At 62.0% G+C, this 13084-nt stretch carries 14 protein-coding genes and 1 pseudogene; 10 read left to right on the top strand and 5 right to left on the bottom strand.

Translation table 11 applies throughout. The features are described from left to right. Positions 1–297 precede the first annotated feature (297 nt). The gene (locus ACLMAL_RS12130; protein WP_406239483.1) at positions 298–576 is read left to right on the top strand and encodes a hypothetical protein; all 279 of its coding nucleotides are present in this window, start codon (positions 298–300) and stop codon (positions 574–576) included. Positions 577–754: 178 nt separating this feature from the next. On the opposite strand, the gene ACLMAL_RS12135 is transcribed toward ACLMAL_RS12130, so the two are convergent. Beyond that, positions 755–1327 (bottom strand): NADPH-dependent FMN reductase, encoded by a 573-nt coding sequence (locus ACLMAL_RS12135; RefSeq protein ID WP_411999153.1) that lies wholly within the window; start codon positions 1325–1327, stop codon positions 755–757. Positions 1328–1494: 167 nt separating this feature from the next. Between ACLMAL_RS12135 and ACLMAL_RS12140 the strand changes: the two are divergent. Further along, positions 1495–1611 (top strand): annotated as a pseudogene (locus ACLMAL_RS12140) (hypothetical protein); the annotation flags it as partial. After that, positions 1572–1979 (top strand): GMC oxidoreductase, encoded by a 408-nt coding sequence (locus ACLMAL_RS12145; RefSeq protein ID WP_411999154.1) that lies wholly within the window; start codon positions 1572–1574, stop codon positions 1977–1979. The pseudogene ACLMAL_RS12140 and the gene ACLMAL_RS12145, both read left to right, overlap by 40 nt. 270 nt (positions 1980–2249) lie before the next feature. Here the strand turns inward: ACLMAL_RS12145 and ACLMAL_RS12150 are convergent, their stop codons facing one another. After that, positions 2250–2813, bottom strand: a complete 564-nt coding sequence (locus ACLMAL_RS12150; protein WP_411999155.1) for a PadR family transcriptional regulator — start codon at positions 2811–2813, stop codon at positions 2250–2252. Between the two features lie 320 nt (positions 2814–3133). Between ACLMAL_RS12150 and ACLMAL_RS12155 the strand changes: the two genes are divergently transcribed. The 5 genes from ACLMAL_RS12155 to ACLMAL_RS12175 all read left to right on the top strand — a co-directional run bounded on the left by ACLMAL_RS12155 (position 3134) and on the right by ACLMAL_RS12175 (position 9155). After that, positions 3134–3703, top strand: coding sequence for a TetR/AcrR family transcriptional regulator (locus tag ACLMAL_RS12155; protein WP_411999156.1), 570 nt, complete (start codon positions 3134–3136; stop codon positions 3701–3703). Positions 3704–4049: 346 nt separating this feature from the next. Beyond that, on the top strand, positions 4050–5654 hold the full coding sequence (locus tag ACLMAL_RS12160) for an AMP-binding protein (RefSeq protein ID WP_411999157.1): 1605 nt from the start codon (positions 4050–4052) through the stop codon (positions 5652–5654). Between the two features lie 449 nt (positions 5655–6103). Continuing rightward, a complete protein-coding gene (locus ACLMAL_RS12165; RefSeq protein WP_411999245.1) occupies positions 6104–6523 on the top strand; it encodes a nuclear transport factor 2 family protein in 420 nt (139 codons plus the stop codon). Continuing rightward, entirely contained in the window at positions 6520–8007 is a 1488-nt protein-coding gene (locus ACLMAL_RS12170; protein ID WP_411999158.1) for a phytoene desaturase family protein, read from the top strand. Before ACLMAL_RS12165 ends, ACLMAL_RS12170 begins: the two co-directional genes overlap by 4 nt. 11 nt (positions 8008–8018) lie before the next feature. Then, positions 8019–9155 carry a 2Fe-2S iron-sulfur cluster-binding protein gene (locus ACLMAL_RS12175; RefSeq protein WP_411999159.1) on the top strand — a complete coding sequence of 379 codons (1137 nt, stop codon included), beginning with the start codon at positions 8019–8021 and terminating at the stop codon, positions 9153–9155. 252 nt (positions 9156–9407) lie between these two features. Here the strand turns inward: ACLMAL_RS12175 and ACLMAL_RS12180 are convergent, their stop codons facing one another. Further along, a complete protein-coding gene (locus ACLMAL_RS12180; RefSeq protein ID WP_411999160.1) occupies positions 9408–9968 on the bottom strand; it encodes a TetR/AcrR family transcriptional regulator in 561 nt (186 codons plus the stop codon). A 101-nt stretch (positions 9969–10069) separates the two neighbouring features. Between ACLMAL_RS12180 and ACLMAL_RS12185 the strand changes: the two genes are divergently transcribed. Then, positions 10070–10513: a DoxX family membrane protein gene (locus tag ACLMAL_RS12185; RefSeq protein WP_411999246.1), complete on the top strand. Its 444-nt coding sequence runs from the start codon at positions 10070–10072 to the stop codon at positions 10511–10513. 46 nt (positions 10514–10559) lie between these two features. Here the strand turns inward: ACLMAL_RS12185 and ACLMAL_RS12190 are convergent, their stop codons facing one another. After that, complete coding sequence (locus ACLMAL_RS12190) at positions 10560–10769, bottom strand: hypothetical protein (protein ID WP_411999161.1); 210 nt, start codon at positions 10767–10769, stop codon at positions 10560–10562. 94 nt (positions 10770–10863) lie between these two features. On the opposite strand from ACLMAL_RS12190, the gene ACLMAL_RS12195 reads away from it, so the two are divergent. Next, positions 10864–11844, top strand: coding sequence for an AraC family transcriptional regulator ligand-binding domain-containing protein (locus tag ACLMAL_RS12195; protein ID WP_411999162.1), 981 nt, complete (start codon positions 10864–10866; stop codon positions 11842–11844). 410 nt (positions 11845–12254) lie between these two features. Here the strand turns inward: ACLMAL_RS12195 and ACLMAL_RS12200 are convergent, their stop codons facing one another. Continuing rightward, entirely contained in the window at positions 12255–12449 is a 195-nt protein-coding gene (locus ACLMAL_RS12200) for a hypothetical protein (protein WP_411999163.1), read from the bottom strand. Between the last annotated feature and the right edge of the window lie 635 nt (positions 12450–13084).

Consider the following 13084-nt stretch of genomic DNA (forward strand, 5'->3'; position numbering starts at 1 on the left):
CGCCGCAAGGGCGGTAAAGGGGGCACGCTGTGCGGCGAGTCACAGTACACTCGGTGTGTCGCCCCAGCTAGGTGATCTTGATGAGGTTGAATTGATCAGGTCACGGAGTTTTCTTTCAGCAAACGAGCGGAAAGTGGGACACGACATGGCATCCGACTGCCGCGTCGACGGCCACAGATAGTGCCGCCGCGCCGGTGATCCGAGGCATTTCTCGGCGGCGCATCTCGTTTCGGAGTACCTCCGACTCTTCCTTCTGCAGCATCACCCCGGCATGCGATAGGAGCCTGAAAAGTGAGCATGATTCTCGCTGCGCTGCACGACACCGTTCTCGCAGAGGTCAGCAATCCGACACCGGAGGCGCCGCCGATGGCGGAGAAGCTGTTGCAAATGGGTCGCTACTTCACCTGGATGATCCAGTTGTCCGGGATCACCGCGATCACCTACGGCGGCGGCCGCTTCGCTTGGGAAAAGTGGAACGGCGGTAACCTGCAGTCGCCGAAGATGATCGCCAGCGCCATGGCGGGCGGTGCCGTCGCGACGAGTGCGGGCACGATCATGAATTCGGTGATCGGCTAGCCGAGCGGGACGCTGTCGACCACGCGCCGCGGCATTGCCGGCGCGTGGTCGAACCTTTTACGTGGTGCGACAGGACGGCAACGGCAAGAGTGGACGCTTGTTCAAATTGCTTGCGGCACAAGAATTTTCCTAGTCGGTGATCGCCCTGGACTTGTAGCACCACCGCCGGGCGGATCGGTCAGCCGAGCTGGGGGACCACGCTGTGGACGCGGGCGATAAAGGTGCCGAAATCCGCCATGAACCCGGTGAGGAACTGCTTCGTCGAGTTGTCGAGGACATCGCCGTCAGGGGTGAAGACGTCCGGGTGGAACTGGATGTAGGCCTCCGGGGAATTCATCTGCGGGGAATTGCAGTAACCCAGGACGCTGCGCAGACTCAGCTGGGCAATCGCGGTGCCGAGCTTGCCCGGCGAGGCGCCGATGACGGCGGACGGCTTAAGTGTGAACGAGTTGTCGCCCCACGGGCGGCTGGCCCAGTCGATGGCGTTCTTCAGTGCGCCCGGGATCGAGCGGTTGTATTCCGGTGTCACGAACAGCACGGCGTCGACGGCGGTGATGGCCGCCTTGAGTGCGCGGCCCTCCGGCGGGTAGTCGACGTCGTAGTCGTGGTTGTACAGCGGCAGATCCTTGATAGGAATCTCGGTGAACGTCAGCTGTGGTGGCGCCAGCCGGATCAGGGCCTTGGACAGGATCTGGTTGATGGATTCCTTGGACAGACTGCCGATAATGTAGCCGACCGTGTAGGTACTCACGTGTTGCCTCCTGACCAGCGGGATGTCCGGTGCTGTACGGAGCGCCAGGCGTCGTCGACGCGCGGCGGTTTCGACGAGAGTGCACGGACAACGTAGCACTTCACAGCGGCGGCCGAGCCAACCAGGCATGGGATGCCACCGGTTCCCTGGAGTCATGCATCCCGGTGATGGGCATCGACAACTGGGCGGACTCGAACGGGCCTGTGTTCGCTGAGATTTCCCCGTTTCCTGCTGGCACCGAGTTGTGGATCAGTCTCTACCTCGCGATCACCAAGAACCCCAACCGCGCTCGGTTCACGTACAACTCTTCGACCGGGAAGGTCGACCTCTCCTGGCAGGCCACATACCCAGCCGTCGATCGACGCTGCGAAGCGGGTGTTCGACACGATCAATACCAAACAGGGAACGATCTATCGAACCGACCTGTTCGGCGGTCTACAAGACCTGGGGCGACGACTTCGTCTACCACCCGCTCGGTGGCTGCCTGCTCAACCAGGCCACCGACAACTACGGCAGACTTCCCGGCTACCCCGGCCTGTATGTCATCGACGGATCACTCGTTCCCGGCAGCATCGGCGTCAACCCATTCGTCACGATCACCGCGCTCGCCGAGCGGAACATGGCCACAATCGTCGCCAATGATCTGCACTGACATCCCGCGGCCTGCCCGAACCGCGGCCCCGCGGACCGTCGAGCCGGGAGGCCCGCAGGGTGTTCCCGGTCGAGACGCTCACCGATCCGCAGGCGTTTTGCGGCAGTAGCTTCGCTCTTGGGCATCGAAGAAGTTTCTCAATGCAAACGGCCAGGTCCGGACATCTTCCGGACCTGGCCCTTTGTTCGAGCGGGCCGCGCAACCGGCGAGCCGAACGGCGCGGAATCGGTGGCTCGACATCGATGGGCGGGTGGGGGATCGCCACCGATTTCAGGCGCGGATGTGGGTCCGCTGGTCGATGATGGACAGGGTTCGTTCGGCCCAGCGGATATTTTCTTCCTCGAACATGATTCCTCGCATCAGCGTGAGGAAGGGGCCGATGCGTTCGGCGTGCGCGAGATGATCTTCTTCCGTGTGTCCGTCGAGAAGGCAGTCGCGCAGTCGTTCGTAGCGGGCAACTTTCGCTCTTGCCCATTCGAGTCGTTCGGCGACGGAGTTGCGGACGGCTTGAATGTCGCCGCTGTCGAGAGCCTGGACCTTGACCAGTAGTTCTTCGCGGATCGCTGGTGGTTTGGGTCGCTTCGCGGTGAAGTCGTGCAGAGCTTGGTAGCCCGCGTCGGTGAGTGAGTAGAGGCGCTTGTTGGGGCGGCGTTCCTGCTCGACCGTGCGGTATTGGATCAGCCCGTCGGCTGCCATGCGGTCGAGTTCGCGATAGAGCTGCTGCGGGGTGGCCATCCAGAAATTGGCCACCGAGGCGTCGAAGCCTTTGGACAGGTCGTACCCGGATGATTCGCCCTCGAGGAGTGCGGCTAACACTGCGTTGCGCAACGACATGTCGCCATTATATCCACTGGTGACTATTCAACGCTTTGATTATGAGACTCTGGACAACCCCCACCGCTTCATCTACTGTCGTTAGCACTTAATCAACAAGTTGACTCATCGAGATGCGCCCTTCGGTGAAGTGTGGACCACGTCGGCCACGTGCGAGAGTCGGCGGACGCAGGCGGCCAACCATGCGCATGTGTGGGAGTAGGCGCGTATCGGGTTCACGTCTGCAGATAGGTGGGGATGTGTCCCGTCGAACTGAATCACCACCATGGGGGTCGAGCGAGACAAAAGGGGGTGAGATAGGAAGGCGAACCATGGCGAGCATGACCAGGGTTCGGATGTCCGCAAGCGAACGCGGCGAGCAGGTGCTACAGGCCGCCGTCGCCGCATTCGCCGAATCCGGTTACGCGGCAACGAAGACCGATGAGATAGCCAGGCTCGCCGGCGTCTCCCAGCCCTATGTGATCCGACTGTTCGGGACGAAACGCGATTTGTTCCTCGCCGCCACCGACCGGGTGTGCGACCGGATCGAGGAAATCTTCCGGGCCGAAGCGCGACAGATCGGACCCCACATCACCCCGCAAGAAGCCCTGCGCATCCTCGGCGCCGGCTATGCGGCGTTCCTTGCCGATCGCGAACTATTGCTCGTTCAATTGCACGGCTTCTCTGCCAGCTCGGATCCGGCGATCGGCGACGACGTGCGAAACCGGTTCGGCCGCATCTATCAGCTCATCCGGGAGCTGTCCGGTGCATCCGTTGAGGACACCCGCCGTTTCCTCGCCACCGGCATGCTGTTCGCCGTCATGGCCGCCATGCAGGTCGCCGGCCCCAACGCCATACCCCAACTCTGGGCTACGGAAATCCTCGATTGCCCCGGTGACTACGCGGACTAACCGCCGGATCGGGCAGTATCGACCCACGATTCTCGAGAGGATTCGTCATCGAATCGTCAGCCTCGAGTGGCCTTCCCCCAAGCTCCCGCAGTATCGGCCGAGACCGAGGATTTGAGCTTCCGGCCGACCAGCGGCAACGCGCGGGTGCGACGTCAGCGGGGCTGTGTCCGCCTACGTGAGATTTCCCTGCATCACCCGGCCGCTTCGATGCGATGTCGGCCTACCCATGGGTGCTGCAGTTCCTAATCAACTAGTTGAATATTGATGATTGCACTGATATGTTCAGCCGTGATGTGAGTGACACCACAGCCCAATCGGTTGCATATCAGATCCAAGAGGAAAAGCCATGAGCTTTAGATGCCCCGAACCTGACGTCGAGATCCCGGATGTAAGCCTTAATGAGTTCCTGTTCAGTGCGATCGCGGAAGCCGATCTGGACCGGCCGGCGGTGATCGACGGCGAATCCGGGATCGCGATCTCGTTCCGGACGTTGATCGCACAGATCGATGCGGTGGCGGGAGCCTTGGCCGCGCGGGGATTGCGACCGGGTGATGTGGTGGCGGTGCACGTGCCGAATACGCCGTTCTTCGCGCCGGTACTGTACGGAATCCTTCGGGCAGGCGGCACAGCGACGACGGTGCACGCCCTCTACACCGCAGAGGAGATCACCAAACAGCTCGCCGACTCCAATGCGCGGTTCCTGTTCACCGTCTCACCGTTGCTGACGCAGGCCGACACGGCAGCCCGTTCGGTCGGCATCCCGACCGAACGGGTGATCGTGTTGGACGGCGCCGCCGACCGCCCGTCCCTGTCGGATCTGCTTGCCGACGGAACCGCACCGCCTCAGCTGAGTCTCGACCCTGCAACCCACCTCGCCGTCCTGCCGTATTCGTCGGGCACGACAGGAAACCCGAAGGGCGTCATGCTCACCCATCGCAATCTGGTGGCCAATCTCTGCCAGCTCGGGTCGTGGATAGGTCTCGGTGCCGAAGAGCGCGTTCTGGCGGTGCTGCCGTTCTTCCATATCTATGGCCTGACGATGCTACTCAATTACACCTTGTGGCATCGAGCCAGTGTGGTGACGATGTCCAGGTTCGACTTTGCCGAATTCCTTCGCGTCACCGCTGCTCAACGCTGCACCTATCTGTTCATTGCCCCGCCGATCGCCTTGGCATTGGCAAAGAGCCCTGTGGTCGACGAGTACGACCTCTCCAGTGTTCGTGTCGTGATGTCCGGCGCGGCGGCGCTGGACGCCGAGCTCGGCCTGGCCGTGGCGGACCGGCTCGACTGTCGCGTCCTCCAGGGCTATGGAATGACCGAAATGAGCCCGGTCAGCCACGGCATCCCCTACGACCGCGACGACATCTCGTTGGGCGCGGCAGGCATAACGCTTCCGAATCTGGAATGCAAGTTGGTCGATATTGTCACCGGCAGTGAAATCGACTATCCGACAGAGGGTTTGAGCAAACCGGGCGAACTGTGCTGTAAAGGGCCGAATGTCATGGTTGGCTACCTCGGCAATGAGGCGGCCACCGCCGAGGTCTTCGACGAAGAGGGATTCCTGCACACCGGCGACATCGCCGTTGTAGACAGCGCCGGAGTGGTGTACATCGTCGACCGGCTCAAGGAACTGATCAAGTACAAGGGCTACCAGGTGGCACCGGCCGAACTCGAGGCGCTACTGCTGACACACCCGGAGATCGCCGACGCCGCGGTGATCGGGGTGACCGATGAAAACGGCGACGAGATGCCCAAGGCATTCGTGGTGCGCAGGCCGGGCTCCGACATCGACGAAGAGCACGTGATCGCCTTCGTCGCCGGCCGCGTTGCACCGCATAAGAAGATCCGGCTGGTCGAATTCCTCAGTGCCGTACCGAAGTCGGTGACGGGCAAGATCCTCCGCAAGGATCTTCGCGTTCGCGAAGCCGATCGGCGCGCGAAAGTGAAGTGACTCGGCGAGGCGGCCACGGGTTGGATTGTGCGGCAACGCTGGTCATCGGGTCAGGGCGGGTAGCCGATCAACGACCGCTCGCGCCCGCTGCGTGCAGCGGTTTGTTCTCTCGCTCGAGAGAAGTGTCGGGCAGCGTGTTGCTCCATCGCCAGCACTTGGTCAGGAGTTCGTCGCGGCCAGCGGGCCTCGAGGGATCGGGGTGAGGGTACGGGGCTTTCGTCTTGCGTTGGCGAGCGAGAACTGCCGTTGTTGCGCCAACGATCCTGATGCACGAACCATGCCTCCCTCAACCACTGCGACCCGGGAGGGGCCTGCGGCACTGGTGCGCCGACCAGTGTGTCCACACTGACAATTATTAAAAAAATTCAATAATCACCCATGGACAACAATCCGCCTCTGCGAGTACCGTGTGAAACACCTACTAAAGAAGTTGACTATTGGAGGAATTGATGCATCCGTTCCGCAAGGCGGTCGAGGCAGGGGACGAAGCGGCGGTCGAGGCGTTGCTGGCCGACAACGTGGTGTTCACCAGCCCCGTCGCTTTCAAGCCCTACCCGGGCAAAGCGATCACTCGCGCCATTCTGCGTGGCGTGGCGCGGGTCTTCGAGGACTTCCATTACATCCGCGAGATCGCTGACGGCCGCAACCACGCGTTCGTGTTCAAGGCGAAGGTGTCCGGCAAGCAAATCACCGGCTGCGACTTCCTTCACTTCGACGGCGAAGGCAGGATCGACGATTTCATGGTGATGGTGCGGCCGCTCAGCGCAGCGACCGCATTGGCCGAAGCGATGAATGCCGAGTTCGAACTTATTCAAGGCGAAGCATTGGCCTACATCGAGCGCACGCAACACGAAGGAGCCGGCGCATGAGCGATTACGACGCCATCGTCATCGGGGCGGGCAACGCCGGCCTCACCGCTGCGGCAACCCTACAACGAGCCGGAGCGCACACCCTGCTCGTGGAGCAGCACAACGTGGCAGGCGGCTGCGGTACGTCGTTTCGCCGTGGCCGCTTCGAATTCGAGGTGGCGCTGCACCAGTTGTCCGGTGTCGGCGTTGACGGACAGCCGGCCTCGCTCCGGGAAGGGCTGTTCCAGCAATTGGGAATCGCCGACAAGTTGGAATTCGTCCAGGAGCACGATCTGTACCGGGCGGTGATCCCCGGACAAGTCGATGTGGTACTGCCCGCGGACTGGGATGGCGCTGTCAGCGCGATCGAAGAGGCGTTCCCGGGCAACGGCCCTCGTGCGCGCACATTCTTCGATCTGGTTAAAACCGTCGCCTTCTGGCAGATCGCCGCAATGCGTGGCTTGCCGGCCGAGCAGATCGACCCGGTGCTGTTCCGGCAGGGCCTGCGGCCGACGAAAGACGTGCTCGACGAGCACTTCGACGACGACCGGATCAAGTTCGCACTCAGTATCTACTGGACCTATCTCGGTCAGCCGCCGTCGAAACTGCCGTTTCAAGATCTCGCGCTGACCCTGTTCGCATACTTCGAGTTCAAGCCATGGCACGTGCGCGGCGGCTCGCAAGCGATGTCGAGTGCGATCCTCGATTCGTTCCTTCAGGCCGGCGGCGAGGTCCGCTTCAACACCGAGGTGCGAGCCATCCTCACGGATCGAGGCCGCGTCTTCGGAGTCCGGCTCGACGACAACCAAGTCGTCACCGCTACCGATGTGGTGTCCAACGCCTCGCTCCCGGTGACCTACGCCATGCTCGACAACATCGACGTACCGTCGGCTGTGCGCAGCGATCTGGGCAGCCGCAAGATCGGCGTCTCCGGATTCGTACTGCACATGGGGCTCGATGCCAGCCCGTCCGAGCTCGGGTTCACCACTAGTACGAGTTTTGTCAATCTGGACTCGGACGACGAGCGCACTTTCGCGTCCTGGCACTCGTTCGAACCAGCCCGTGGCATCTGTGTATCGGCCTATGACGTCGCCCCGATCGGCTTCGCACCGTCGGGCGCCAGCCACATCAGCCTGATGACGCTGCAGTACGCCGATGTATGGGACAAGGTGTTGCCCTCGGACTATGCGGCTACCAAGTTCGCCTACGCGCAGACACTCATCGACATGGTCGAGCACATCGCGCCGGGTCTCCGCGACGTCATCGAAGAAGTCGATGTGGCAACGCCTTTGACGATCATGCGTTACCTCGGTCACCCCGGTGGCGCCATCTACGGCTACGACCAGGACGCCACCGAGGGTTGGCTGTTCCGCAACAGTGAACGCCAAACCCATATACCCGGCTTGCATCTGGCCGGATCGTGGGCAGGCATCGGCGGATTCCAACCCACCCTGGAAGCAGGAGCCCGGATCGCCCGCCGCCTGCTACGCACCAGAGCCGCCTGAAAGGAAACAGCATGAAACACCCACTTGCCGACCGCTTCGACGGTGCCGCGACAATTCTCGCAGAGATCGACGCGCGGGTTCCGGACGATCGTCAGCACGCAGCCGACACACGGAAAGTCGTCGATACCTACCATCCCAAGCGCCTGCATCTGGCGGTCACCGAAATCATCGACGAGACCGCCACCAGCAAGACGTTCCGGCTAGCCAACCCGGACGGCACGTCATTGCCGCCCTTTCTGGCCGGTCAATACGTCAACGTATTTATCGACGACACCAGCAGGCCGTTCGCTCTATCCTCCAGCCCGGCCCGGCTCGACCACTATGACCTCACCGTTCGCAGGGTGCCGAATGGACGGATCAGCAATTTACTCATCGACACCGTACGCGTTGGTGAAATCCTCACCACCACAGGGCCGATGGGCACCTTTCACCACAATCCACTCTTCCACGGCGACGAGGTGTTGTTCCTGGCCGGCGGCTCCGGCGTCACCCCGGCAATGAGCATGATCCGCGAAATCGCGGATCGCCGCTCGGGTCGCCGCTTCCACCTCATCTATGGATCGCGGTCCGATGACGACATTGTCTTCCGCGACGAACTCGATAGTCTCTCCACCGAGCATCCAGGTATTCGCGTCGATCACGTTATCGGCTGGCCCACGAAGGGATGGTCCGGCCCGACAGGCATGCTGACCGCCGAGACGATCACAGCTCTTGCCGGATCGCTGAACTCACGCATGACCTACGTCTGTGGCCCGCAAGCGCTCTACCCGTACGCACTTTCCCAACTCACTGTGCTCGGCCAACCCAGGCGGCGAATTCGCTTCGAGGCCAACGGCGCACCGGCAAACCCCGTCGCGCAGCCGCACTGGCCGTCAGGCGTAGACCCCAACGAACAGATAACCGTCACGGCCGGTGCCACCAGCTTCCGTACGCCCCGCAAGCGGCCGCTGCTGGACGCCTTGGAAGACAACGGCATCCGTCCCGAAGTCGGCTGTCGATCCGGCGAATGCAGTCTCTGCCGGGTGCGCATCATCAAGGGCGACGTCCACCATGCCGAAGAAGCCAAACTCCGGCTATCCGACGAAAAGTCCGGATACACCCACTCCTGTGTCGCCTACCCCCTGACCGACGTGGAGATCGATTTATGACACGCAGGCAGGGCATTCGTGGTGCTGACCGACAAGGCCGTTTTCGCGGCGTGCACGAATCTTTGTGTGAGCGATCGTGGTTCATCGGATGGTGATTCGGTCTGCCGAGTAGAGGGGCGGATCCCGCACCCGCCTATGTGGAGCATGGCTGTCGGCCGGTGATGAGGTCGGGAGACATCATGAACGTCTCCTCGAGATAGTCAAAGGCCTGCCGGTGGTCATGTCCGGCAACGCGGGCGCGAACATCACCGGTTACCCTTCGAAGAGTAGGTGAATGACGGAGCGGGCGGCGTCTTCGGGATCCTCGCCCAGCTCTGGAGAGAGGGTGCCCCCCAGCCAGAGCGCCGCGAAGCCGTGCACGATCGACCACGCCGCGACACCGGCCTTATCGCCGACGGCTCCGGGCTCGGTTGACAACGCACGCTCCAGCAACTCACCGGCACGTGTGCGGGCAGCGGCCAGCTGAGGGTCGTTGCTGCGGTAGAGAGTAGGGCGGAACATGACCTCGAAGTGCGCTGGATGTTGTACCGCGAACCGGACATAGGCGACTCCAGCTTCGATCAGGGTGTCGGCCTGCTTCCATGCTGTGTCCAGTTCGTTCGCCAAGAGTTCGTATCCCTGTGCCGCCACTGCGGTAAGCAGGCCGGTCTTGTCGCCGAAATGATGTGCGGGTGCGGCGTGGGAGACACCGGCCCGCCGAGCCAGCTCGCGCAGGCTCAGGGCCGCCGGACCGCCCTCGGCCAGCGCCTCGACCGCTGCATCCAGGCACACAGCCCGAAGATCCCCGTGGTGATACGTCTTGCGGCTGTTCATACCTCTACTCTAACTTGACATTGACTAAATTCTGTTCGGCACCTACCTTGTCATTGACAAGATCTACCTTGTCAATGACAAGTTGGAGAGGAGGGTTTGCCGTGGTCCCCTTTGTCGCGCTGCTCATCGGCACCGCCGTCGCCCGTCTGGTCGGCCTGGCCGGTGTACACATGCTCGACGGCTGGCAGCCCGCCCTGCGCATTGGCCTTGCGCTGATGTTCGCGCTGACCGGTAGCGCGCACTTCTCTGCAAAGATGCATCGTGACATGGTCGAGATGGTGCCGCCCGCCATGCCGAACCCCGAATTGTTGGTGATCGTGACCGGCGTACTGGAGTTAGCCGGTGCTGTGGGCCTGCTGTTGCCGATGACGGCGCGGCTGGCCGCTGCTTGCCTGGCCTTGCTGGTGCTGGCGATGTTCCCGGCGAACGTGTCGGCGGCCCGCCGCAACCTACAACTCGGCGGCAAGCCCGTGACACCGCTTGTGCCGCGCACAATCGAGCAAATCGTGTTCGTCGCGGCTGCCGCCGCGGTTGCAGTGTGGTGATCGGCCCGTTGCTCGACTTTGCGAGCGCGCTGTCAATTCTTTCGGTCTACCCGGCCCGCAAGGTGTGGCCGGCGCTGTGTCGTGACGGCGCCCCCTGCACCGTGGAACGCCTGCTGCGTGCGGGCCCCTCCGCGACTTCCGTGACGATCAGGCGGTACTCGAGACAGCTGTGCGCGGTGATCGTTCCCGCACCGGTGAGCTGCTCCGACATGGCGACCACGCGCATCCGGCTGTGGTGTTCGGTGTAGCTCGTCACCCCAGCAAGATCACAACGACGGGTTGACGTGTTGTGATTGTCGGTTTTCGACCCGGGGCTTGCGCTGAGCAGTAGTTCGAACCACAATCCGGTTGTGGAGACGTTTGATAGCGTCCTCATGTCGAGGTTCGCGCTCGGAACCGTCCTGTTGGACGAGTCCCGCAGGCGTTCTTTGGCCGAGCAAGCCGAGCTGCCGGGGTGGATGCTCGGCTCCATCAATTCAGCGATACCGGCCGACCGGTACCTGCGGCTGTGGGAACTGCTCGAGCATGCGACAGAGAATGCGGATATTGCGCTGGACGCGGCCGATTCCTATATTCCGGGTCAGTTCGGAATGATCGACTACCTGTTCCTGACGGCACCCACTCCTGCCCAAGGGTTCGCACTCACCGAGCAATTCACCAACGCTTTTACCACCAACCACGTGGTTACTGTTGTGGATGGCCCTGAGGAAGAGGTGAGCATAGACATCTCTTTGATCCACGGTGAGGGTCGAGCCCGCGATCTTGCCCTGCAGGCGGCGATCGGCGGAAACATGACAAAGATTCGTCATGTCACCGGGCGGGAGGTCAATGCTCTGAGGGTTCGTTTCCGTCAGGATCCCCCGCACAGGAAATCTCGATTCGGTGAGTTGTTCGGGACCGATCAACTCGAGTTCGGTGCTGCGACCAACCGGGTTACCTTCCGCGCCGCTGATCTCGGCTTGCCGTCGCGTACGGCGGACCCGATGTTGGCGGCGGTCCTGCTGCAAAACGCGGACAAGAGGTGGCTTCCCCGCGTCGTCACGTGGCGTGATCGCCTCCATGCCGAGCTTCTCGGGATGATAGGGGAGGGCCCGGTGATAGTAGACGATCTGGCTCGGCGCTTGGTCACAAGTCGCCGCAGCCTGCAGCGGAGACTGGCCGAGGAGGGGACGTCGTGGAAGGGCGAGCTCGACCGCGCGCGGAGAGCCTACCTACAGACTATGGACGAGCCGATGGCCACTAAGAGCGATATCGCACGCCGCCTGGGCTACTCCGATGCGCGTTCATTCGACCGTGCCAGTCGACGGTGGCCCAGTCTTGAATCGGGTTGACCGAGTCCAATGTCCTGTGGATCTGTGTTGTTCGGATTGTCCAGGTCGGGGTGCTATCGCATCCTCAGCTGGCATCCACCTCAACTCGCATCCGATATCACATGTTGCCCGACGATCGATGGCAAGTGGCATCGAGTCGCCAAGCCAATCAAACTTGATGGATCGAGCATCGACGGATGGCCGCTGCGCGCGATGGCGATCTCTCGTGCAAGATCGAGGGCTTGGAGGGCCGCTATTCCGCCGTAGCGAGGTTCACGCCATTGTGAACCGCATCGGCATCGTTGCCGGGCTGCGAGGATGTCGAGCATCCGCACCTCGGGACGGTCGAACTGGGTAACAGATGTAATTTCTGCCGCCTATTCCGGTAAATGTGCTGATGGAACCGGGACGGCTTCGTTGGTTCGTCGGCGCTAGCTCGCCAGATATATGTCGCGCATCGTGTTCCAGTCTTCGAGGTAGGTAGAGATCCACTTCTGTTCGAGCTCTGCCGCGCGCAACGCGGGCTGCTCCCTTTCTACCTCGTTCTCTGCGTGTGCAGCGCGGTCCACGAGTTCGGTCCAGTGGTTGAAATCCTGACGTAGTCGGTGTGCGGCTTTGCGGTTCATTTCTATCTCCTTGTAACTGGCTACCGTTCTTAGGCCTCGAAAACATGTGGTGTTCAGGTATGTGGGTCGGTTCGTTGCGCATTGTGTCGGATTCTGCTTCTCCAAAATCCGCTCGAACCCAACGGGAGTTGAAGATGTCGTGCGCGTATTTCGTTCACCATTCCCGCGTATCCCTCGAGTGCCTCCCCCATGTGGAACCAGGCCTGGTGCCGAATTTCTTCGTCCCCCGAATGCAGCACCGCCCACCACGCCTCGGCGTAGGATTTGGCGATGTGTGCGATCACCTCACCCAGTGAGTGTGTGTGTTTACGTGCGGCTTTCGTCTGCTGTATATTGCGCGCTGCCCATGTATCGATCTCTCCCGCAACTCGATCGATCTCTGCATGAATCCGCTCGCACTCGCCGCCCTGTAGGTGCAGTGGTCTGTTGCGATGGAACGGTCTCAGTTCCGCATACAGGTCACCCAGTTCTCGCGCCCACCGGGCGAGTGGTGAGGCGCTGGTATCGGGGCCGGCGATCGCCCGGAACAGCTGTGCGGGCTCCGGCAGCGGGATAGTTCTGGGCGACAAGTTTTCGCCACCCGGTATTGGTGTGGCCCTGTGTAGATACATCGCTCACCACCTCACCGCGGCTTC

The organism is Nocardia sp. CWNU-33 (assembly GCF_046764895.1).
GTDB lineage: Bacteria > Actinomycetota > Actinomycetes > Mycobacteriales > Mycobacteriaceae > Nocardia.

Coding starts and splice junctions, on each gene's coding strand:
- ACLMAL_RS12200 (WP_411999163.1), bottom strand. CDS start 12,449: ATGAACCGCAAAGCCGCACACCGACTACGTCAGGATTTCAACCACTGG.
- ACLMAL_RS12170 (WP_411999158.1), top strand. CDS start 6,520: ATGAGCGATTACGACGCCATCGTCATCGGGGCGGGCAACGCCGGCCTC.
- ACLMAL_RS12130 (WP_406239483.1), top strand. CDS start 298: ATGATTCTCGCTGCGCTGCACGACACCGTTCTCGCAGAGGTCAGCAAT.
- ACLMAL_RS12180 (WP_411999160.1), bottom strand. CDS start 9,968: ATGAACAGCCGCAAGACGTATCACCACGGGGATCTTCGGGCTGTGTGC.
- ACLMAL_RS12155 (WP_411999156.1), top strand. CDS start 3,134: ATGACCAGGGTTCGGATGTCCGCAAGCGAACGCGGCGAGCAGGTGCTA.
- ACLMAL_RS12175 (WP_411999159.1), top strand. CDS start 8,019: ATGAAACACCCACTTGCCGACCGCTTCGACGGTGCCGCGACAATTCTC.
- ACLMAL_RS12150 (WP_411999155.1), bottom strand. CDS start 2,813: ATGTCGTTGCGCAACGCAGTGTTAGCCGCACTCCTCGAGGGCGAATCA.
- ACLMAL_RS12165 (WP_411999245.1), top strand. CDS start 6,104: ATGCATCCGTTCCGCAAGGCGGTCGAGGCAGGGGACGAAGCGGCGGTC.
- ACLMAL_RS12160 (WP_411999157.1), top strand. CDS start 4,050: ATGAGCTTTAGATGCCCCGAACCTGACGTCGAGATCCCGGATGTAAGC.